20 protein-coding genes are annotated in these 22,674 nt (G+C 38.1%); 9 read left to right on the forward strand and 11 right to left on the reverse strand.

The genetic code is table 11. The features are described from left to right. Positions 1–164: 164 nt before the first annotated feature. The 3 genes from BKM32_RS14730 (at position 165) to BKM32_RS14740 (ending at position 4,770) form a co-directional block, all read left to right on the forward strand. Complete coding sequence (locus BKM32_RS14730; RefSeq protein WP_171971882.1) at positions 165–1,682, forward strand: glycosyltransferase family 39 protein; 1,518 nt, start codon at positions 165–167, stop codon at positions 1,680–1,682. Beyond that, a complete protein-coding gene (locus tag BKM32_RS14735; RefSeq protein WP_076664723.1) occupies positions 1,669–2,640 on the forward strand; it encodes a glycosyltransferase family 2 protein in 972 nt (323 codons plus the stop codon). Before BKM32_RS14730 ends, BKM32_RS14735 begins: the two co-directional genes overlap by 14 nt. Before the next feature lie 330 nt (positions 2,641–2,970). After that, positions 2,971–4,770, forward strand: a complete 1,800-nt coding sequence (locus BKM32_RS14740) for a long-chain fatty acid--CoA ligase (RefSeq protein ID WP_076664726.1) — start codon at positions 2,971–2,973, stop codon at positions 4,768–4,770. A gap of 60 nt (positions 4,771–4,830) precedes the next feature. Here the strand turns inward: BKM32_RS14740 and BKM32_RS14745 are convergent, their stop codons facing one another. From BKM32_RS14745 to BKM32_RS14760, 4 genes are read right to left on the reverse strand one after another with little or no spacing between them, the layout of a single operon-like run. Next, the gene (locus BKM32_RS14745; RefSeq protein ID WP_083702216.1) at positions 4,831–6,240 is read right to left on the reverse strand and encodes a TolC family protein; all 1,410 of its coding nucleotides are present in this window, start codon (positions 6,238–6,240) and stop codon (positions 4,831–4,833) included. A 38-nt stretch (positions 6,241–6,278) separates the two neighbouring features. Then, entirely contained in the window at positions 6,279–7,640 is a 1,362-nt protein-coding gene (locus tag BKM32_RS14750; protein ID WP_053977226.1) for an HlyD family secretion protein, read from the reverse strand. A gap of 5 nt (positions 7,641–7,645) precedes the next feature. Continuing rightward, positions 7,646–9,310, reverse strand: a complete 1,665-nt coding sequence (locus tag BKM32_RS14755; protein ID WP_076664729.1) for a peptidase domain-containing ABC transporter — start codon at positions 9,308–9,310, stop codon at positions 7,646–7,648. Continuing rightward, on the reverse strand, positions 9,300–9,980 hold the full coding sequence (locus BKM32_RS14760; protein WP_076664732.1) for a TetR/AcrR family transcriptional regulator: 681 nt from the start codon (positions 9,978–9,980) through the stop codon (positions 9,300–9,302). The genes BKM32_RS14755 and BKM32_RS14760 overlap by 11 nt, the downstream gene beginning before the upstream one ends. Positions 9,981–10,398: 418 nt before the next feature. On the opposite strand from BKM32_RS14760, the gene BKM32_RS14765 reads away from it, so the two are divergent. Continuing rightward, positions 10,399–11,532: a hypothetical protein gene (locus BKM32_RS14765; RefSeq protein WP_076664735.1), complete on the forward strand. Its 1,134-nt coding sequence runs from the start codon at positions 10,399–10,401 to the stop codon at positions 11,530–11,532. 10 nt (positions 11,533–11,542) lie between these two features. On the opposite strand, the gene BKM32_RS14770 is transcribed toward BKM32_RS14765, so the two are convergent. The 3 genes from BKM32_RS14770 to BKM32_RS14780 form a co-directional block, all read right to left on the reverse strand. Further along, positions 11,543–12,088, reverse strand: coding sequence for a 2'-5' RNA ligase family protein (locus BKM32_RS14770; protein ID WP_076664738.1), 546 nt, complete (start codon positions 12,086–12,088; stop codon positions 11,543–11,545). Positions 12,089–12,105: 17 nt separating this feature from the next. Next, positions 12,106–13,122, reverse strand: a complete 1,017-nt coding sequence (locus BKM32_RS14775; RefSeq protein ID WP_076664741.1) for an LLM class flavin-dependent oxidoreductase — start codon at positions 13,120–13,122, stop codon at positions 12,106–12,108. Positions 13,123–13,261: 139 nt separating this feature from the next. Continuing rightward, entirely contained in the window at positions 13,262–13,642 is a 381-nt protein-coding gene (locus tag BKM32_RS14780) for a helix-turn-helix domain-containing protein (protein WP_053977232.1), read from the reverse strand. Positions 13,643–13,802: 160 nt separating this feature from the next. Here BKM32_RS14780 and BKM32_RS14785 point away from each other — a divergent pair, with 160 nt between their 5' ends. The 5 genes from BKM32_RS14785 (at position 13,803) to ygiD (ending at position 17,740) form a co-directional block, all read left to right on the forward strand. Next, positions 13,803–14,645: an SDR family oxidoreductase gene (locus tag BKM32_RS14785; RefSeq protein WP_076664744.1), complete on the forward strand. Its 843-nt coding sequence runs from the start codon at positions 13,803–13,805 to the stop codon at positions 14,643–14,645. Positions 14,646–14,739: 94 nt separating this feature from the next. Next, on the forward strand, positions 14,740–15,573 hold the full coding sequence (locus BKM32_RS14790) for an AraC family transcriptional regulator (RefSeq protein WP_076664747.1): 834 nt from the start codon (positions 14,740–14,742) through the stop codon (positions 15,571–15,573). A 134-nt stretch (positions 15,574–15,707) separates the two neighbouring features. Then, complete coding sequence (locus BKM32_RS14795) at positions 15,708–16,259, forward strand: ester cyclase (protein WP_123812136.1); 552 nt, start codon at positions 15,708–15,710, stop codon at positions 16,257–16,259. 53 nt (positions 16,260–16,312) lie between these two features. Next, complete coding sequence (locus BKM32_RS14800; protein ID WP_053977236.1) at positions 16,313–16,840, forward strand: YceI family protein; 528 nt, start codon at positions 16,313–16,315, stop codon at positions 16,838–16,840. A 69-nt stretch (positions 16,841–16,909) separates the two neighbouring features. Continuing rightward, positions 16,910–17,740 carry a 4,5-DOPA dioxygenase extradiol gene (gene ygiD / locus BKM32_RS14805; RefSeq protein WP_076664752.1) on the forward strand — a complete coding sequence of 277 codons (831 nt, stop codon included), beginning with the start codon at positions 16,910–16,912 and terminating at the stop codon, positions 17,738–17,740. A gap of 107 nt (positions 17,741–17,847) precedes the next feature. Here ygiD and BKM32_RS14810 read toward each other — a convergent pair whose 3' ends face one another. Genes BKM32_RS14810 through BKM32_RS14825 form a run of 4 tightly spaced genes read right to left on the reverse strand, consistent with a single transcriptional unit; the run spans position 17,848 to position 22,674 of the window. Continuing rightward, on the reverse strand, positions 17,848–18,057 hold the full coding sequence (locus BKM32_RS14810; protein ID WP_053977237.1) for a DUF2892 domain-containing protein: 210 nt from the start codon (positions 18,055–18,057) through the stop codon (positions 17,848–17,850). A gap of 18 nt (positions 18,058–18,075) precedes the next feature. Continuing rightward, the gene (locus BKM32_RS14815; RefSeq protein WP_076664755.1) at positions 18,076–18,381 is read right to left on the reverse strand and encodes a hypothetical protein; all 306 of its coding nucleotides are present in this window, start codon (positions 18,379–18,381) and stop codon (positions 18,076–18,078) included. Positions 18,382–18,393: 12 nt separating this feature from the next. Next, a complete protein-coding gene (locus BKM32_RS14820; protein ID WP_076664758.1) occupies positions 18,394–21,588 on the reverse strand; it encodes an efflux RND transporter permease subunit in 3,195 nt (1,064 codons plus the stop codon). A 9-nt stretch (positions 21,589–21,597) separates the two neighbouring features. Then, positions 21,598–22,674: an efflux RND transporter periplasmic adaptor subunit gene (locus tag BKM32_RS14825; RefSeq protein ID WP_076664761.1), complete on the reverse strand. Its 1,077-nt coding sequence runs from the start codon at positions 22,672–22,674 to the stop codon at positions 21,598–21,600.

The raw sequence follows: 22,674 nt of genomic DNA on the forward strand, positions 1-22,674 counted from the left end.
ATTTCACTTATTAAAGGTCAAAAAAAGAAATTGAACCATAAAATCATGTATGTTTGCCCTTATTTTAAGCATCCATATTTAATTTGGGGACTACTTTTTCTCATCCATTCTTAATGCGCTCTATACCTAGTCTACATATAAAAACTAGACCTTTCATCAAATATTTGGTTTTAGTACTTTTAATAGCCATTCCTCTTTTTTGGCATTTAGGCAAATTACCTATCATTCTTTGCGACGAAGCTCGCTTGGCTATCAATGCTTACGAAATGGTAAAGGATAATAATTTCATTATACCCCATTATTTGGGCCAACCCGAAATGTGGAACACCAAGCCCCCTTTGTTAATATCCATTCAGTCCTTTTTTATGAAACTATTGGGAGCCAACGAATTTGCTTTTAGACTCCCCTCTGCTCTTGCTGCATTTTCCACCTGTGTTGTACTACTAACTTTCTTCATGAAATATTTTAAGGATTTTTGGCTTGGGTTTATTGTTATTTTAGTATTGATTACATCTCAAGGATACGTTGGAATTCATGCCTCAAGAACGGGAGATTACGACGCTTTACTAACGTTGTTTACAACCACTAGCGGTTTACTTTTTTTTGTTTTTTGCGAAACACGCAAACACAAATATCTTTACCTGTTTTTTACTTTTATTACTCTGGCTGTCCTTACCAAAGGTATTGCCGGATTATTATTTGCTCCAGCCTTTGTAATCTATAGTATATTTCAAAAACAGTTCGTTCCCCTATTAAAGAATAAACACACCTACATAAGTATACTCTTATTTGTATCAACTATTGCAAGCTATTATTTAATAAGAGAATTCTACAATCCAGGTTATCTAATCGCAGTTTTGGAAAATGAATTAACTGGTAGATATTTAAAAGTCAATGAATACAATGAAGGGAGCATAATATTTTATTTTAAAAATTTTGTTGTTTATAGATTTTCCTCATGGTATGCACTGATTCCCTTTGGTATAATTGTTGGCCTAACAATTAACAACAAAAAAATCAACAGAATTTCATTGTTCTCTTTGTTAATGGTTGCCGTTTTTATAACTGTAATATCCCTGTCTCAAACAAAATTACCTTGGTACGACCTTCCGATGTATCCTTTTTTATCTATAATTGTTAGTGGATTCATTTATTACATTTTTTCGTTGTTACGGGATTTGAACTGGAATAATTTCCTTCATCATTTAAAATCTAGGAATAGGTTAAATTTGTCTACAAATTTTAATAAAAGCAACTGGATAAGCTTCCCTAAAGCCATTTCTTTTAGTTTTTTATTTCTTGTCTGCATATCCCCTTATCAACAAATTATAAAAAACATTTACAAAACGGAAAAGATGTATCGATTGGAGAATAATAATTTGAAAGACTATGAAGTAATTCATTTTCTAAGAAATTCAATTTCCAAAGAATATAATTTGGATCAAAAATTCATTCTATACGATACCCACCCAACTCATTATTCTAACATCCTCTTTTATCTCTATAATTTAAACGATATTGGTATTGATATTTCCTTAAAAGATTGGAAAGACCTAAGCAAAGGAGATGTTGTGCTTGCCAACCAAGACCATATCAAAAAATATATAGATGATAATTACAAAAGCGAAATAATTCAAACATCAGGTAGCTTAACTGAATACAAAATAAATGATAGAAAGTAATCACAACAAAACAGATATTTCGGTAGTTATCCCCATCCATAATGAGGAACAAAACATTGATGAACTTTATTACAGACTTAATAAAACTGTTACTAAAATTTCAGAGAATTACGAGTTCATTTTTATAAATGATGGAAGTAAGGATGCTTCGCTTTTAAAGTTAATTCAGCTATCTGAAAAAGACAACCGTGTTTTTTACATAAATTTCAGCAGGAACTTTGGACATCAAATTGCTGTAACAGCGGGACTGGATGTATGTATGGGCAATGTAACCGTAATTATTGATGGCGACCTGCAAGACCCTCCAGAATTAATTTACGACTTATACGAAAAGTACAAGGACGGATATGATGTTGTTTATGCCAAACGCATTGAGAGAAGTGAAGATAGTGTTTTCAAAAAAACGACAGCCAAACTTTTCTATCGTACCTTAAAAAAAATTACTGCAATAGACATTCCTCTGGATACAGGTGATTTTAGACTAATAGACAAAAAAGTAGTAAAATACCTAAAACAAATGCCTGAGCAGAGCAAATTTTTGAGGGGACAAATAGCATGGATAGGCTTCAAACAAACTGAGGTATTATTTAATAGAGACAAAAGAAAACATGGCAAAACGGGATATTCATTTACAAAAATGATACGCTTGGCTATGAACGGTATTACCAGCTTCTCTAACATACCACTACAACTAGTAATTATTCTAGGGTTTTCAATGTCATTTATTGCTTCCCTTATAATTATATATGCCTTTTATTCTTATTTTGTTTTAAACCGTACAATAACTGGTTGGACATCCCTTATAATAAGCTCCATGTTAATTGGAGGTATTCAATTAATTTCTATTGGAATCATTGGGGAATATATTATGAGAATAAACAAAAACATTCTTAAACGTCCTTTATATATTGTGGAACATAGCAATCGAACAAAAAATGAGATCTCTGAAAACCGCTAAGGAAATGGTGACATCCCATTCAAGTTCCTTTTTGTTGGATTACCTTTTTACACAGTACCTCTATAAAACATATAAAAACCTACCTTCCAACAATTTCAAACACCATCCCACATTTAAATCTCCTTTTGCAACATCATTTTTAAAGGTTGTTGTATTTTTGACATCTCTTTTATCACTTATCTTTTTATGGGTTTCGCTGATGGGGATTTAAAAAAAATGTGAGGAAAACAATGTAAAAGACCTTTAAACCACTCTAGACTTTGCATCAAAGTGGAATAATCATCTAAATTGGAATTTTCCACTAAGACACCTCGCTAAATTTACGCTATAATGAATACTACAGACAACAAACAACATAGACTGTTTGATTTTTTATTAGGTGACAATATCAAAACGTTGCCAGAAAACTTCTTACAGTACAAAAAAGACGGGGTCTGGGAGCACTACACCCCAATCCAACTAAAGGAAATGGCTTTTGGGCTAGCAAATTCATTATTGGAAAAAGGCATAAACGGCAATGAAATCAACATAGAAAACAAATCAAAAGTTGGATTGATATGCTTCTCATCTCCCGATTGGTTGGTCATTGATTTAGCCGTCCAACTTACAGGTGCTGTATTAATACCTTTATACCCAAACATTTCAACTAATGAATTAGTGACCATTTTCAATGAGGCGCAGCTTGAAATCTGTTTTGTGGAGAACATGGAGCTATATGAAAAGTTAAGTTCTGTACAACATTCCATTCCTTCCCTAAAGGAAATCTATATCATCAACTCAACCAATACAGAGCTTAGCTGGAAACCATTGATTCAACCTTACTCCAGTGCTATTTATGACCAAGTATTGATTCAGGCCAACAAGGTTCAAGACACCGATGTGTGCACCATTATTTATACATCTGGGACCACAGGAACCCCCAAGGGCGTGATGCTTTCTCACAAAAACGCCTATTCCAATATGAAAGCCACGTCTGATGAAGTGTTTGAATTTTTAACTCTGGAAGAAAATAGATCCCTTAGTTTTTTACCGCTGAATCATATTTATGAGAAAATGGCCATGTATTTTTATACTTACAATGGCTTTACTATTTCGTTTGCCGAAAGCGTAGACAAAGTGGCTGAGAACCTGAGAGAAGTAAAACCCTATATGTTCTGTGCGGTACCTAGGCTTTTGGAAAAGGTTTATGAAAAAATAATCTCTATAGGAGAAACCCAAACGAGCCTTAAAAGAACCATCTTTTTTTGGGCTGTTAAACTAGCAAATAGATATGAATTTAATCAAAAATCAAATCTTGCCTATAAATTTCAATTATGGTTGGCGGATAAACTAATCTACAAGAAATGGCGTGAAGCTCTTGGCGGAAATGTAAAAGCCATTATTATGGGTGGTGGTGCTTGCCAAGAACGGTTGATACGCGTTTTTGGAGCTGCAGGAATTAAAGTTGTGGAGGGTTATGGTCTCACCGAAACCTCTCCTATCATAGCCTTCAATCGCACCAATGATATTAGACCGGGAACCGTTGGAAAGCCCTTAAAGTCAGTTCAAATTAAGCTTTTGGAGGACGGAGAAATTTGCTGTAAGGGAGATAATGTCATGGTAGGCTATTTTAAACGCCCTGAAGAAACCGAAAAAGTTCTGAAAGATGGTTGGTTCTGCACTGGAGATATTGGAGAAATGGTGGATTCGAAATATTTAAAAATTACCGATCGCAAAAAGGAAATGTTCAAGACTTCAGGCGGTAAATATGTGGTACCGCAACCTATAGAAAACAAAATGAAAGAGAGTTTTCTAATTGAACAGATCATGGTGGTTGGAGATGGCCAAAAATTTGTCTCGGCATTGATTGTCCCTAACTTTTCCGGTTTAGCCGATTGGTGCCGAAAGCATTCCATCCCATACGTAGGCAAAGAAATTGCCCTTAAATCGGAGAATATTACCAAGCTTTACCAAAGTATCATAGACCGTTACAACCCACTGTTCAACCATGTGGAGCAAATCAAAAAATTTGTGCTGTTGCCGGAAGAATGGACTGTTGACAAAGGTGAACTGACTCCAAGTATGAAAATCAAAAGAAAGGTCATTGCTAAAAAACATGAGACTGATATCGCTCAACTATATGGTCTTTAAAATATAAAACAAAAAAATCCGCTCAATGAGCGGATTTTTTATGCTTAATAGTTTCCTTTTCTACTCCAAGGTATTCAATATTTGAGCAAACTTTGCTTTTGTAGAAAGCACCTTGTTATTAATGTCAATACGCTTCAATTCTGTTTCAATCAATTTGGCTTCTCTGTAATTGATCAAAAACAATGAACCTTCCCCTAACTCAAATCGTTCTTGCTCAAAAGCGACCAATTGCTTGTAATCATTTACCAAATTTTGAGCAATGGCACTTTGGGTTTCATAGGAGTCTATTTCCTGTTGAACGGCATTAATTTTGTTAAGCAAACTTACTTTTGTTGCGGATAAACTAAATTCAACATCCTGCAATTTCAATTTGATAAGCTTTAAATCGCCTCGCTCCTTTCGCAAAAACAAGGGCATACTAATGTTGAGCCCAGCTTTATAATTATGAACCGTCAACGAATTTATACGCTCGTAATCACTGGTTAAAAAATTGTATTGTGCATCTATTTTAGGCAAAAGGTTATTGGTGTTCAACCGTTTTTCCAACACCAATTGCTCTTTTTCCAAGTTGATGGTCTGTATTTTTGGGTGGTTTTCCAGAAGTTCCTCGTTCACCTCCAACAAACTACTGTTCAACACTTGATCTACTATAAAAAGGGAATTTTCATCTGGCACCAAACTATAGTCCAATTCCACCGGCGTATTGTTTTCCAACCATAAGTAATTGGAAAGCTCCAATTGCGATTTCACATAATTAATTCGGGATTTCTCTACATCCAATTCCCTATTTTTTAAATTGATACTCGCTTCCAAAGTATCCACAGCAGGCTTATCCCCTGCCTCAAAACTTACCACAACATTAGCTAAGCGCTCTCGAGCGTTCTCTTGAAATGAAGCATACACCTGATACTCCTGATAATACTTCAACCAACTAAAATAAGCTTCAACCGCATTGTAGAGCACTTCATTCACCGCCAAACTTTGCTTGTTCAAACTAATGTCCCTATAAAGCTTTGCCTGTTTTAATGTGGTCATACGTTGGTTGGCCAAAAAGCCTTTTGCCAAGGACATGGACACTCCTGCGCTATAAAGACCATCTTCAGGAACTTTAGCCTCAGGATTTAGGTAATAGCCTTCATTATTTTCATAATTGGCCTTAAACTCAATTCCGTACCACGTAGGGATTTTAAATGCTGCATTGAGCTTATCATAATACTCTGTACCTGTAAATTCCTTTTTACCGTAATCCACTTCTATTTTGGGATCGAAAGCCCCGCGAGCCTTAAGCAGTTTTGCCTCTCCTTCACTCGCAATCAAGTGGGCCTGCTTTACCACGGGATGGTACTGCTTTACATAGCCCAAAAATTCTTCCAAAGTAAAAATACTATCAGCCACCGTTTGCCCCTGAACCTTGAGGTTCACAGCACTTAACAGTAACACAATAACCACTATATATTTAGGAAAATGCATGTTTTTAAAAACCATTATATCTTTTTAAATGATAGCTGTTACTTTTTTGAATCACTTTTTTGGGCTGCATCCGTCCCATTAGGGGTATAGAAATTTGGTGGAAAGCTGTTGATCTGTCTCCACAATTCAAACCAAATAGGCACGTCTTCCAAAAGCGCAATGGTTTTGGCTCCCGATCCCACACGTAGGGCTTCTGGCCATGGTCCATAATCTGGATCTCGGGTAATCAATACCCGGTACATTCCATTTTGACTGGCAAAATTTTCAATAGCTACAATTTGCGCCCCATAGGTTCCGTAAGACACATTTGGCCAACCACTAAACACAATTGCAGGCCAACCTTCAAACTCTACCTGCACATGTTCGCCTTTATGCAATAAGGGCAAATCTATAGGCTTGACGTACATTTCCACGGCAAGCTCATAATTGGCAGGCATGATCCCAACCAAAGGCTCACCTTCTTTAAATGTCTCTCCTATTCCCGATTTTATGGCCTTATTGATATAACCATCCTGAGGCGCTGTGATGAAAAGCAAACTGTTACGTTTTTCATAATTAGCCAAGTTATTTTCTAGTTTCGATACCTGTGCTTCGGTATCCAAAGCACTGGATTCTGCCGAATACAAATCACTTTGGGCCTTTGCCAACTTATCGCCATAAGTAGCACGAATGGTAGAAATATTCAGCTCTGAATTAATGACTTCATTTTTGGAAGCCAGCCATTTGTTTTCTTGAGAAATCAACTTGGCATTGGCCTCTTGCAATTTATTACGGTATTCTTCCACATCCTTCACCGCTTTTAGCCCTTTTTCCTGTAAGGTCACCGTTCTTTCAAATTGGGTTTGGGCAATTTGGGCTTTAGTTTTAACGGCTTCCAAATCTATACTGTCCGATTCTACTTTTAATTTGGATTGCAGCAATTTGTTTTTGGCCTGTTCCAACTTCAACTGCTGCTCCTGTTGCAGTGCCGCATATTGATTCTTGAGTGCCTGTACTTTGGAACGATAAGCTTCCACAGAAGCCGACTTCGCCCTAATTTGCTCTCCCGTTCTATCGGTTAGTTGCTCATCAAAATATTCACTTTTGATTTCCGAAATCTTAAGAATGGTATCGCCTTCCTTGACAAAATCGCCTTCCTGCACCAACCAAGCATCAATGCGCCCTGGAATTGGCGACTGAAGTGTTTGCGGCCTTTGGTTAGGCTTTAAAGTAGTTACCAAACCTTTACTGGTGATATTTTGTGTCCAAGGCAAAAACAGAATCACAATCAACAAAATAGTACTCACCAAAAGCACCCTTCTGAACAGACGATGGTGGTTTTTATGCAAGGTTGCCTTACCAGATTTGAATTGTTCCAAATCCAAAAATTCCGAGACTTTATTATTTGATATATTTAGCATAGTGTTTACGAGTTAATCATGTGACCATCTTCCAAAATAATGTGCTTGTTGCACATACGTTTCCATACATTGAGGTTACTCACCACAATCACGCTCCAAGGATTGGAGGCATCACATAAGTATTGAAAGATCTTTTCGGATTCTTCAATATTGAACTGCTTTAAAGGCTCTTCCAAAATGAGCACTTTAGGCTGTTTTAAAATAGCTCTTGCCAATAATAATTTAGCTGAAATAAAATAAGGTATCTGTTTTCCTTCTGGTTTCAATAAAGTGTTCAAACCTTTGGGCTGGCGCTTTAAAAAATTAGACAACCCCAGTTTTTCAAACACTTGAAAAATGGCTTCATCACTTATTTCCGGATTTCCAAAAGTGACATTTTCCCTAATGGTGCCCTCAAAAGGTGATTCTTCGGAAAGGACCATCCCCAAATGCGATCGGTATTTATTAATATGCAAGCTCTCTATAGAAAGATTGTCTATATAAATATACCCATCTGTTGGCGCCAGTACCCCAGCTATAAGCTGCAACAAGCTGGATTTCCCCGAACCACTGTCCCCTTGAATCAATACCCGGTCTGTGGGTTCAATGGTAAAGGATATACGTTCCAGAATTGGTTTCTTTCGGTTGAAAACGCTATACCCTGCATTTTTCAATTCAATGGTAAAAGGCTTGGCTGCGGTAATCTCTTCGCCATATTGATTCTCGATAGGCTTGTCTACTACTTGGCCTAACTTTTCAATCGCCGTCAGCACATCGTAAAATGACTCCAATCCTAAAATGAGTTTTTCCACGGAAGCAATAATCAAAATGATAATGATTTCCGCCGCCACAAACTGCCCGATATTCATCTGCTGATGCAATACCAAATAGCCTCCAACCAACAACAATCCAGCAGTTACCAGAACCTTAAAGCCAATCATTTGCTTGAACTGCAACATCAAGATTTTAAAATGGCTTTCACGTGAATTCACATAATCAAACACCAAATCATCTGTTTTGTTCATAGCCAGACTGGTCTTCCCCGAAAGTTTAAAACTGATTACTGTACGGGCAATTTCTTCCAGCCAATGGGCCATTTTATACTTGTATTTAGACTCCGTCAAACTGGTATCCAAGCCCTTTTTGGCGGTATATTTGAACACGATAATGATAAGCCCTATTAACAGCAAACCAAACACAATAAAAAACGGGTGGTAAAAAGACAATAGAATAAGGGCGAAAATGATCTGCAGGAATGCCGAAGGAATATCAATCAAAATCTTTGATAATCCCTTTTGAATGCTTAGCGTATCAAAAAAACGATTGGCAAGTTCTGGCAAGTAGTAATTGCGCATTTCATTCATTTTGATTTTAGGAAACCTGTAGGCCAAATCAAATGAAGCCCTGGCGAAAATGCGTTGCTGAATGCTTTCAATAATACGAATCTGAAAGAGTTTTAAAATCCCCGTAAAGGCAACTCCTGCCGTTACCAACACCACCAACACAATCCACGATGTAGACACTTGCCCTCCTTGCAAAAGCGTAATAATGGCTTGAATTCCCAAAGGCAAGGTCAAAGCCAAAATACCTTCAAAAATTGCAAAATAGGCTACTCTAAAAATGTCTTCCTTTTCTAGCTGCACCAAGCCCAAAAAGCGTTTCCAAGGTGATAGGGTTTCGTTATTCTTCATGCATTAGGGTATTAAAAATGACATTTGTGTAAAATTGGGTAACCGACGTAGCATCGGTATTGTTGGTAAGCGTTTTAAAATGGTCTGCAAAAAAGTGTTGGTGCAAAGCCCCCTCAACCGTAGAACTGGCCAAACTCAATGGAAATAGATACTTACCATTATAGTCCTGAATGACTTCTGCAAAGCGTTTTACCACACGTTTAAAAGGCATAAAAAAGCCTTCTTCATTTTCGGTATCGACATCGCAGGTAAGGTATGCCTTGGCATTTTCCTTGATGATGATTTTGTTGAGCAATACCTCGTTAATATGCTCAAAATTGCTATCCTGTTCAGTGGTTCGAGTAAGTACCTCGATGGCTTTTTCAAGTTTTTCCTTAGGTGCCTTTAAGGCAAAGGTTTCCAACACCAATTGGTACTCTATCCATACCCAATACCAAGAAGTCAAGTACATCAGCAAATGGTGTTTGCTCTCAAAATACCGATAAATAGAACTCTCATTGGAATTAATATCGGCTCCCAACTTTTTAAAATTGAACTGCTCAAAGCCAAGTTGGTCAATGAGTTCAATGCTATGCTTGATGATGCGCTTTCCCAATTCTGAGGTCTCAGGATCTTTGATAAAGATGCCCTTGGGAACTTCAATTTTAAAGTTTTGCAGCAAATTGATCATTATAATAATTATTTAAATCACAAATCTAATAGTATTACTATTATAATTGTGATTTGATATATTAAAAATTTGTGAAAATTTCTACAAAATGAGCAACCTAAGACTTTATAACATTATTTGATTCGACTCCTTTTTTCAAATGCCAAACCACAGCGAACAAATAACACTCTAAAATACAACATCTTAACACAAACACTAGTGACTTTTGATTAAATTTTTAAACGAATGAATAAGGAAAGAAAACCTTATAAAGGGATATATTCCTACAATTTTGAAATAAAGTTGTTATTTTAGAAAGGATAATTTAGAGATACTTTTAAAATAGATCATTTCCCTTGAAACCACTTTCTATAGCCCTACTATGAGCATGACTCCAACATTTATAAAATTTCTAGTTTTCTCTGCTCTTTGCATTTCATTGAGTTGTAAAAAAGCCAACATAGGAATCAATAGTTTTTCTGAATCCAACGATACAATTTCATTAAGATTGACCAAACAAAAAGGAAGCGGTTTATTTCAATTAGGAGCTGGAAGCCTTCAATTCAAGGATACTTCCGAAGTATTTTCATATTCTGTAAAGTATCCTAAAAGCGTTGACAGCATCACAAGGTCCCAACTAAAAGTGGACCTCAAAGAAGCAAGGGATTTCCAAGTTGAAATTATCAAGGGTTATAAAAATGGAATAGAAGTTTTCGTGGTAGATGAAAACAATAATAAAGATTTTACCGACGACCCAATTAGAGAATACAAACCCATGGATTGGACTGATTCTGCTAACCTGGTTAAATGTGAGTATTTAATTTCAAATGGTAGAAAAACAATAAAAGATTCCTCATGGTTAAACATAGGCAATTCTCACGGTAGATTTTTAATAGGAAAAAGAGAATTTTTGATGAGCGAGTTCAATATTGGTAATGAAATGTACAAAATTGGTATTGTCGAATCTGCGAATCCACTAAGTTTTACCTATGGCTACCGACCTGAAGTTGCTTTATTATCACATTTAGGAAAAGAAAAAGACACTGTTTACAACAACGACCTATTGGCTTTAGGAGAATTCTTAAATTTTAATGGTAAATATTATCGCTTTGAAAGTATATCTAATAACGGTGATTTAGCGATACTTGTTAGAGAAAGGAATTTTGGTACAAAAATAGGCACACAAAAAGGTATGATTGCTCCAAACTTTAAGGTCCTAACAATGTCAGGGGACACTTTAACGAATACCGACTTAAAAAATAAATTTACGGTGATAGCGAATTCTTGTGGCTGTGGTGGTGATAAAAAATCAACACAAGCATTCTATGAAATGGAAGAGCAGTATAGAAATACCCTAAATGTATTACATGTAGACTCAAACATTAAGAATACAGATATTGGAATCCATATTAATTCAGAAGAAGGCTTCAATAAAAATTTTTATGAAGCTTACAGAAAAACCTATTGCTCAAGACTCTGCTATGTAATTGGAAATAACAATAGAATCGTTGACAAATTCAACATTAACGAATGGAAAACCAAATTGCCTCAACTAGTTGAAAACAACAAATAAAATTTTCAATTTACCTCAAAGCTATACGATGCTCCCAATCCCAAGTATTATGTTCTGGTCTTGACAGCAGGATGAGTTCACTCACTTCAAACTCCTTGAAATACTTTACATCCTTAAACAATTCAAAGCTTTTATGAAGTGTTGCACTATCCTTTGTTTTAGCAATGGTGAGGTGTGGCGTTTTGGAAACAATTAAAGAGCTTAGCTCCCTTTGCAGATTCCTTTCCCACAACAACTTTAGTTGCGCCAGCAAGTGGTCAAATTCTTTAGACGGACTCACTTTTAACAGCAATACTTTTGAGCCCTTTTCAAACATATCAAAGCCTTCAATTGTCATTTGAAACTTCTCCATTTTCGATAAGCTCGCAAAACACTTAATCAAAAAAGGTTCATATTGCACATCCATTTTAAACTGTACCAAGGTAATGTGCGGTTTGGATTTTGAATATTGAAGCGAGCCAAAAACCTCTATAAATTGCGTTTTAAAAGCAGCCACTTCCCCATAAATGGGGCTAGGCGGAACGATACGCAAATTGTATATTTTTACTTCAGACATGGTCCTTAAAGTTTCCTTTATCCAAGCGCTACAGATAGCTCCTGCATCACCTCTGCAAATTTCTCCAAAGAATACAACCTGTCGTTGATATCGTAGACATTGGTTGATATAATAAGCTCGTCTGCCTGGGTTTGCTTTAAAAAGGCGGCCACCTGTTGCTTCACGGTTGCTTTGCTTCCCACAAAACTGTATTTAATCATGTTTTGAATGGAAGGGTGCTGCATGATTTCCTCTAAATCTGGAGTCATATATGTAGGCGGATTTAAATAATCGCGCTTCCCTGTAAACATCCCAACAATCATCCGCAAAGACGAGGTCTGTAAGCGTTGGGCTGCTTCATCTGTATCCGCTATAATCACATTAACTCCTGCAATAACGTACGGAGTTTCCAAAACTTCCGAGGGGATAAATTGTGCTCTATAAATAGCCAGGGCCTCATCTAAATGCGCTGTCGCAAAATGACTGGCAAATGCATATGGCAGACCTTTTCTAGAAGCCAAATGAGCACTATCTGTACTGGAACCCAAAATATAAATGGGCACTTCTACTCCTTCGGCTACCACCGCCCTCACCTTTGCAGTTTCATTGTGTTTTGAAAAGAATGCTTGTATTTGCTCCACATCGTTCGGAAAGGAATGCGAGGCCTGCAAAAAATCGGACTTTATGGCCATAGCTGTATCACGATCGGTTCCTGGAGCTCTTCCCAATCCCAAATCAATACGGTTAGGATATAAATTCCCAAGTGTTCCAAATTGCTCCGCCACGATTAGCGGTGAGTGATTGGGCAACATCACTCCTCCAGATCCCACGCGTATTTTGGAGGTCTGTTGCGCCACATACCCTATTAATACGGTTGGGGCATTACTGCCTACGGCCATCATATTATGGTGTTCAGCAAACCAAATTCGGGCATAGCCCAAGGCTTCCGCTTTTTGTGCCAAAGCCACTGAATTTTTATAGGTTTTCTGAACCGATTGGCCTTTAGATATCAATGCCAACTCCAGAATGGAATAGGCCGTTTGTTTTGTATTCATTCGTTTTAATTATTCGGGTGAAACCGTGAAAAAACCACGATTCAAAAGCTCCATAAGGCTGTAAAAAGGAGTCGTAAATCTTTCTGTAAATTACACACCAAACCAAAAAAAGATATAACAATTTGGGAAAGAAAGATTTCTATTTCTGTGAGACCAACTCGTAATCTTTTCTAGATTGTTTGATGTCACCAATATTGTCTTTAGACCACGCCACCAAACTATGAATATGTGGCAATAAAGAGCTGCCCCTTTCCGTCAACTCGTATTCCACTTTCGGTGGAACCTGAGGGTAAATGGTACGTTTCACCAATCCATCGGCTTCCAGACTTTTCAAGGTCACGCTCAGCATTTTTTGGGAGATGCTCACTATATAGTTATGCAATTCATTAAACCGCAACACTTTTTCTTCTTCCAAAATCAGTAAAATCAACAACGACCATTTATCACCAATCCTATCCAATACATTTCTCACCGGACATTCTTCCACATTACTGTATTTTTTCAAATTTTCTTTCTCCATACAAGCCTGATTATTACTATAACTAACTTCAAAGTAAGTATTTAACAAAAACGTTACCTATTGCATATTAAAAACTTACACAGTACCTTAGACTAACTAAAAGTTAGTTAACAACTTTTATAAATCAAATATACAACAGAAACTTTAATATACAAACATTATGAAAATAGGTATTACAGGTGCTACTGGTCAATTAGGAGGATTAGTTGTGCAGGAACTATTAAAAAGAGAACTACCCGAGAATCTAGTCGCCTTGGTTCGTTCTACAGATAAAGCTAAAAATTTAGGTATCGAAGCACGTGAATTCAACTATGATGATCCTTCAAGTTTAGAAATAGCTCTAAAAGGCATTGATAGATTGGTTTTTATTTCGGCTAACGAAATAGGTCAACGTGCACGCCAACACCAGAATGTTATAGATGCTGCTAAAAAATCAAACGTTAATTGGATTGTATACACCAGTTTGCTGCGAGCAGACACCTCTACTTTAAGTTTGGCAGGTGAACATGTTGCCACAGAAGAGGCTCTCAAAGAATCAGGTATTGATACTACCATTTTACGTAATGGCTGGTATTCTGAAAACTACACTGCTTCTATCCCCAATGCCTTAGAAAATGGCGCCTTTATTGGTAGTGCAGGAAACGGAAAAATATCTTCGGCAGCTAGATTGGATTATGCAGAAGCTTTAGCTATAGTTATTACAGATGAGAGCTACAAGGATAAAACCTTAGAGCTTGGAGGCGACCAAAGCTACACTTTAACAGATCTTGCCGAAGAAATATCCAAACAATCAGGAAAAACCATTCCCTACACCAATCTTCCTGAAGCAGAATACGCTGGTATTCTATCGCAAGTAGGTGTTCCTGAAGGTCTCGCCAAAGGATTAGCCAGTTGGGACGTGTCTGCTTCCAAAGGTGACCTGTTTGACAAGACCCATCAATTGTCTAAGCTGTTGGGTAGGCCCACCACTTCTTTAGAGCAAGCGGTAAAACAAGCACTTTAAACATTACATAAAAAGGGTTCCTAGTACGGAATCCTTTTTGTATATTTCTAGTATTGACCAAGCTATACGTTAAGCTGATTTCAATTGGTTAAAAATGAATAAACTGTTCCATATTTTTAAAGTTGATGCCGCCGAGGCCCTGAAAATCGCCTCGAACCCCAATGATCCCCACAATCATGATTTTGAGGAGCTCCTCATTGGTGTAGAAGGCCAATTGGAACATTTTATAGACTTCAGTTCCAAAACTGTAGAAGCACCTTTTGTAAGTTTTATAACCAAAGGCAAAGTGCATCGCGTCATTCCTAAAGCCGTCAATAGTCGCTGCGATATTTGGGGCATTCGCTTTAAAAGTGAATTTATCCCAGAAACCACATTTCAACTTTATTCGCTTTACCACAACCAAGCCAACTTAAAACTCAATAAAGATTACTGTACACAACGCTTGGTATCGCTATGCGAAATGATTTACGAAGAAACCAAGCAAGAAACTCCAAATTATGCTATTATTAGGCAGCTTCTAAGTGTCGTCTTTACCATGATAGAAATAGAGCGTAAAAAAGCGGACAATTCCAACGAGTCTCTTGAAAAAACACAAAATACCACCTTCAAAAATTTTCTCACCATTCTAGAAGACAACTACCACCGGCCTGTTGGTGTAGAATTTTATGCGGAAAAGCTCTTTATGTCCTCACGCAACCTCAACATGATCTGTCAAAACATCATGGAGCAAAGCGTATCGGAACTTATTGAGACCAGAAAACTCATCGAGGCCAAAAACTTGCTCATTTCCACAGACAAAACCATTTCAGAAATAGCCTATGATTTGGGCTACAACGAGAATTCATACTTCTCTAATGTCTTCAAAAAGAAGTCTGGACAATCGCCAAGCGAATTTAGAGACGACATGAAAAAACTATTGGTTTCCTAATTCTACAATCCTATTTCCGATTAGTGTAACAACTTAACCCCTTATTGTTTTCATCTTTGTATCAGCAATTTAATCAGCTACAAATAAAATGATTACACATGAAAACAACATTCAAAAATTCAAAAATTCTAACAATGGTTACGCTAGCAGCCGTAACATTGTTTAGCAGTTGTTCCCAGAACAACACCAACGAACTTCAAACTAAAATAGACAAATTAGAAGCCGAGTTGCAAGACTATAAAGCACAAGAAGCCCAAATACAACAACGGCTAGCTACTTTTGACACATTAGACTTTGAGTATTTTACCAATCAAAAATGGGACAAATTTAGCCATAGCCATACCGACGATATTGTGGTGTACAATGCAGACGGAAGTACTACCAAAGGCTTATTTCCATCACATATTGCCGATTTAAAACCCATGTTCATTTTTGCTCCCGACACAAAAATTGAAAAGCATCCTGTACGCTTTGGCAGTGGCGATTGGACTGCGGTAATAGGTGAATTGGAAGGAACTTTTTCAGAACCCATGCCTATTGGTGATGGAAAAACCATCCCTCCTACTGGCAAAAAATTTAAATTGAGAATGGCAACCATAGGCCATTGGAAAGATGGCAAAATGATTGAAGAATACTTATTCTACGACAATCAAGATTTTATGAAGCAAATAGGGCTTGCCCAATAACACAAAAAAAACATATCAAATAAACTAGAAACAATAATTAAAAATTTTATCAAATGGCAACAACAAAATGGGTTATCGACCCAACACACAGCGACATAGGTTTTAAAGTAAAACACTTGATGATTTCCTATGTAAAAGGAACATTTACCAATTATGAAGCAAGTATCGAAGGTGAAGATTTCTCTTCATCTCCTTTAGAAGTTTCTATTGAAGCAGCCTCAATTTCAACCCACAATCCTGAAAGGGATGCCCACTTAAAAAGCGCCGACTTTTTTGATGTGGAGCAGTATAAATTCATTACCTTTAAAAGTACCTCCTTTACAAAAGTGGATGATGCCTACGAACTGGAAGGCCTACTGACCATAAAAGACGTCACCAAAACCGTCAGTTTATATGTAGAGTACGGAGGTACCAACAAAGATCCTTGGGGCAACGAAAAGCTGGCCTTTGAAATCACAGGAAAAATCAACCGAAAAGATTTTGGACTTAACTGGAATGCCGCTTTGGAAACTGGAGGCGTATTGGTTGGTGAAGATGTAAAAATAATGGTCGAAGTGCAATTTGTAAAGCAAGTTTTATAAATTGTTTAGGGAATGGAGAGAACGAAATTCTTAAAATCCTTGGCGTTATTACCTTTAATAAGTGCTAGCATGAATTTGAAAGATTTAAATAAAATGACCTCATCCTTGGGTAATACAGGCAAAATGCCCGTATTGTTCCTAGGGCACGGTAGCCCCATGAATGCCATTGAAGAAAATGAGTTTGTACAGGCCTTTAGAAAATTAGGCCAGGAGCTCATTCGTCCCAATGCCATTCTTTGTATTTCGGCGCACTGGGAAACTAAAGGCACCTTTGTTACGGCCATGCAACATCCGCCTACCATTCACGATTTTGGTGGGTTTCCACAAGCTTTGTTCGACGTGCAATATCCAGCACCCGGTAGCCCAGAACTGGCGCAGGAAACCAAAAACCTAATAACCAAAACCAACGTTGGTTTGGATGAAAAATGGGGATTGGATCACGGTGCTTGGAGTGTTATTAAACATCTGTACCCCAATGCAGATATCCCTGTAATACAAATGAGTATTGATTATTCGCAACCACCGAGTTATCATTATGAATTGGCCAAGGAAATTCAAAAGCTACGCCACAAGGGGGTGTTGATTATTGGAAGCGGGAATATGGTCCACAACCTACGAAAGGTAGCTTGGAATAGATTGAATGAAGAATTTGCCTATGATTGGGCTTTAGAGGCCAATGAAAAAATGAAAAGCTATATTTTGGATGATAATCATCAGAATCTTATCAATTTTAGATCCCAAGGAAAAGCCTTTGATTTGGCCATTCCTACACCAGAGCATTATTTACCCCTGCTTTACACTTTGGCCTTAAAGGACAAGAATGAAGAGGTTACCCTGTTTAATGACAAACCCATAGGTGGCTCATTGACCATGACCTCTTTAAAAATTGAAACTGTTTAAGAAGCTTTCAGTTTATAAAAAAACAAGAGTATCTATCTAGCTCTTCCTTTTATAAAAAAACGCCCACTGTACAGTGGGCGTTTTGCAGTAACCAAAAACAACCTTTATTACTTAGAAGCGCAACAATCGCCTTCTTTCTTTACTCCAAACTTAGAGAGGATGTCCTCCATCAAACACCATTTGGTAATTCCAGACTGCAACAAGTTAGCCCCTACAAATAAGGTAAACCATAACCAATTTTCGTTTACAAACATGCCAAGCAATACGCTAATAATTATAAACGTCCCTGCAATAACACGGATATATCTATTCATCATAACTTTATATTTTTAGTGTTAAATACTCTTTTCTATAGGAATAACAATCGCCCTTATTGGGTTATTGGTTTCCATATTACTGTTGAATTCCTGAATCATCTTAAACAATAGATCTATATTGGCCTCTTCTGTAAAAGAGAAGAACAAAATGGACTCATTTCCACTGGCTTCCCCCGGAAACCAACTGCTGGTAGCCAATACAGCGGGTACGTTTTTATAGCCATCGATATCCGAACTACTAAAACTCTCAATATTGGCTTGCCTAAAGAGCTTTAAGACGTCTTTTTGAAAGTCTTCTACAGCCGTAACTATTACTAATTTCATTTCCTGTGTTTTTTAATTATGCTTTTTACGCTCAATCATATAATATACCAATGGCACTACCAACAATGTAAATACTGTGGACACAATGGTTCCTCCCATTAGGGAGATTGCCAACCCTTGGAAAATAGGGTCGAATAAGATCACAAAGGCTCCAATTACTACCGTTCCTGCCGTTAACAAAATTGGTGTGGTACGCACGGCTCCCGCTTCAATAGCCGCCTGTTTCAATGGCACGCCTTCGGCTACTCTTAGGTTGATAAAATCAATCAACAATACCGAGTTCCGTACCATGATTCCTGCTAGGGCAATCATTCCGATAAATGAGGTCGCGGTGAAAAATGCTCCCATAATCCAGTGTCCTAAAATAATCCCGATCAATGACAATGGAATGGCCACCATCATTACCACAGGTGCTTTAAAGTTTTGGAACCATCCTACGATTAGAATGTATATCAAGATGATAGCTCCCATAAAGGCAATTCCCAAATCCCTAAATACTTCCAAGGTAATTTGCCATTCACCATCCCATTTTACGGTATAGTCATCTTCAAACTCGGGTTGGTTGATGTATAATTCCTCCAAAGCATAGCCTTCAGGTAAATCAATCTCTTTCAGTTTCTTTTCCATACCCAAAATGGCATAGGCAGGGCTTTCCAAAGTTCCAGCCATATCGGCCAATACATATACCACACGCTTTTGGTTCTTTCTATAGATACTCTTAGCTCGGGTTACCGGATTGATGTCTACCAAATCACTAATGGATACCATATTTCCCATTTGAGATTTCACCTGCAATTGGGCAATATCCTGAATGGTGGACTTCTCCTTTTCATCCAAACTCAACACCAAACCAACTTGACGGAAGGCATCCTCATCGTACAAATTGGTAATCGCACGATTGGACAAGGCCAAATTCAAGGTATAGGTAATTTGTTGAGGAGCCACACCATACAACATGGCCTTTTCCTTATTGATCACAAACTCATACTCCACCTGATCTGCCTCAACCATCCAATCGATATCCACCACATCATCGGTATTTTTGAGAATGGTCTGAATGCTGTCGGCAATGGCAATTTGCTCATCATAATCTGGACCGTACACCTCAGCTACAATGGTAGACAATACTGGAGGTCCTGGCGGTACTTCCACCAATTTTACATTAGCATTGTACTTAGCGGCAATCTTTTGAATATCCGGACGCAATAACTTGGCAATATCATGACTCTGTGCACTACGCTCCCCTTTATCGATAAGGTTCACCTGAATATCAGCCATATTACTACCACCACGCAAATCATAGTGTCTTACCAATCCGTTGAAGGTAATTGGCGCTGAAGTCCCAATATAATTTTGGTAACTCACCACTTCCGGTCTTGTAGAAAGGTATTGTGAAATTTCCTGAGCCACTATAGCGGTACGCTCCAATGTGGTGCCTTCCGGCATGTCAATTACTACCTGAAATTCATTTTTGTTATCAAAAGGCAACATTTTCACCGCTACGGAATTCGTCATAAACAATCCCATAGACCCTAGCAACAACGCAAATGTAAACCCTAAGAACAACCAACGTTTGAAACGGTTTTCCAATAAAGGACGCTCAAATTTGTTATACATTCTGTAGATAAAGGTATCTTCCAGAGGCTTCTCTGTTTTCTCTTTATGCTGTTTGTTATCCTTTTCACGTAAAAATATGTACCCTAAATAAGGTGTGATGGTCAAGGCTACAAATAGAGACAGAATCATCGCTATAGACGCCCCAATTGGCATTGGTGCCATATAAGGCCCCATCAATCCAGATACAAAGGCCATTGGCAATACCGAAGCAATTACCGTAAAAGTCGCTAGAATAGTAGGGTTTCCAACTTCATTGATCGCATACAAGGCTGCCTGCTTAAACGGCAAGCGTTTCATTTTGAAATGCCTATGCATGTTTTCTGCTATAATAATGGAGTCATCCACCACGATACCTGTTACGAATACTAAGGCAAAAAGCGTAATTCTATTCAATGTGTAATCCAGCATGTAGTAGCTCAACAAGGTCAAGGCAAAAGTGATAGGCACCGATAAAAATACTACCAAACCACCACGCCATCCCATGGCCAACATTACCACAAAGGTTACTGCAATAATAGAACCAATAAGGTGCAATAACAATTCCGATACTTTATGTGAAGCGGTTTCTCCATAGTTACGGGTGACTTCCACATGCACATCGTCTGGAATCAAGGTTCTTTCCAAATGCGATACTTTGTCAAGGATCACATCAGCAATTTTCATGGCATCGGCACCTTTTCTTTTGGCCACCGAAATAGTTACCGCTGAATATTCCGAAGGAAACTCAGCTGCTTTTTCACTTCCTTGCCCAAATCCCAAACTCACATAGTTTACGGGTACTTCTGGCCCGTCTATAATTTTAGAAACCTGCTTTAGGTAAATAGGTTTGTTATCCTGAACACCTACTACCAAGTTCTCAACATCGCTCACGGTTTTTAGGAAATCTCCAGAGCTCACCAAAAACTCGGCATCGTTCTTATCAAAGCTTCCTGCTCCCATTTGGGCATTATTGGCCTGAATCATTTTGGATACTTCCAAAAAGTCCAATCCACTAGCAGCCAACTTATCTTTATCCAAGACCACTCGAAGCTGTCTGTCTCGCCCTCCAATTTTATGGGTAATGGCAACATCGCCTACCTTTTCAATTTCATTTCGAAGCTCTTGGGCCATTTGCCCCAATTGGTAATCATCATAGGTTTCGCTCCACAAGGTCAATCCCAACATAGGCACATCGTCTATGGCACGCGTTTTCACCAAAGGCATGGTTACTCCCTGCGGCATTTGATCCATATGCTTATTGATCTCATTGTACAGCTTTACAAAAGAACGCTCTATGTCTTCGCCCACATAAAACTGAACGATCACCATTCCCTGTTCCTTCATAGACGTAGAATACACATATTCTACCCCTTTGATATTGCTAATCAATTTTTCCAAGGGCTTGATCACACGCGACTCAACCTCTGTTGGGCTAGCGCCTGGGTATCCCACAAAAATATCGGCCATAGGCACATCAATTTGTGGCTCTTCTTCCCTAGGAATTAAAAATGAACTATAGACCCCAATGACCATAAACACAATCATAAGGAGCACTGTAAGCTTAGAGCCTATAAAGCTCTTGGCTATTTTTCCTGCTAAACCTTCTTTCATCTGTTCTGCTTATTTAATGGTTATTGAAGCTCCGTTGTATAATTTACCTTCAGCTGAAACAATATAAGTTTCGCTGCTATCCAAACCGGACAATACTTCTACTTGATCTCCATAGGTACGGCCCAATCGTAACCAACGTAATACTGCTGTGTTATTTTGGCTTACCGTATAGACGCCTGTTAATTGTCCCTTGGTAACAATTGCTGAAGTTGGCAACAAAACCATTTGTTTTTGGGTAGTGCCTTCCATAGGGAACTGTACTGTGGCAAACATGCCCGACAGAATCTTATCATCTGCTTTAGGCAAGGCTATCTTTACCACATATTGCCCTCCGGTATGTTTTGCTGAAGTACTTACTTCCGTTACATTCCCTTCATAGGTTTTATTGGTTGCTTTTACCAATACCTCTACTTTTTGATTTTTGGCCACTTTTGAAATATCCGACTCTGGCACCATGGCAATAACCTCAAAGTTCCCAGGACCTTCCACGGATACCAATGGCATTCCTGGATTCGCCATATCTCCTGCCTTTACTGTAGTAGCTGTTACCACTCCATTAAAAGGCGCTGTAATATTGGTATAAGCCATTTGGGCATTGATTTCATTTTTTTGCTGTTTAGCAGCCTCTAGATTGGCCGCTGCCATATCATATCTGGCCGTGATATCATCAAATTCCTTTTGGGTTGCGCTGTTTTGTGCAAATAGGTTTTTGTAGCGGTTATAATCCTTTTCGGCATTTTTAAACGCTGCAGTGGCTTGGGTAATTCCCGCATTGATTTGTGCGCGCTTAGCCTCAAGGTCACTGTTATTAATTGCCACCAACAATTGCCCTTTTCTAACTTGGTCTCCCACTTTTACAGGGACACTGTTTACATACCCCATAAAACGGGTGCTCAAATCGGCACTGTTTACGGCCTGTACTTTCCCGCTAACACTTAAAAAAGTACTATTTCCATTTGCCTTAACAGGACTTACGGATACAGCAACTGCCGGTCCCTTTTGCGCTTCCTGTTTGGCGTCCTTGCTTCCGCAGCTCATAAACAATGCTGTTACAGCTACGATTGATAATGTGTATAATGTTTTCAT

It is taken from the genome of Mangrovimonas sp. DI 80 (assembly GCF_001975575.1).
Taxonomy (GTDB): Bacteria; Bacteroidota; Bacteroidia; order Flavobacteriales; family Flavobacteriaceae; genus Mangrovimonas_A; species Mangrovimonas_A xylaniphaga.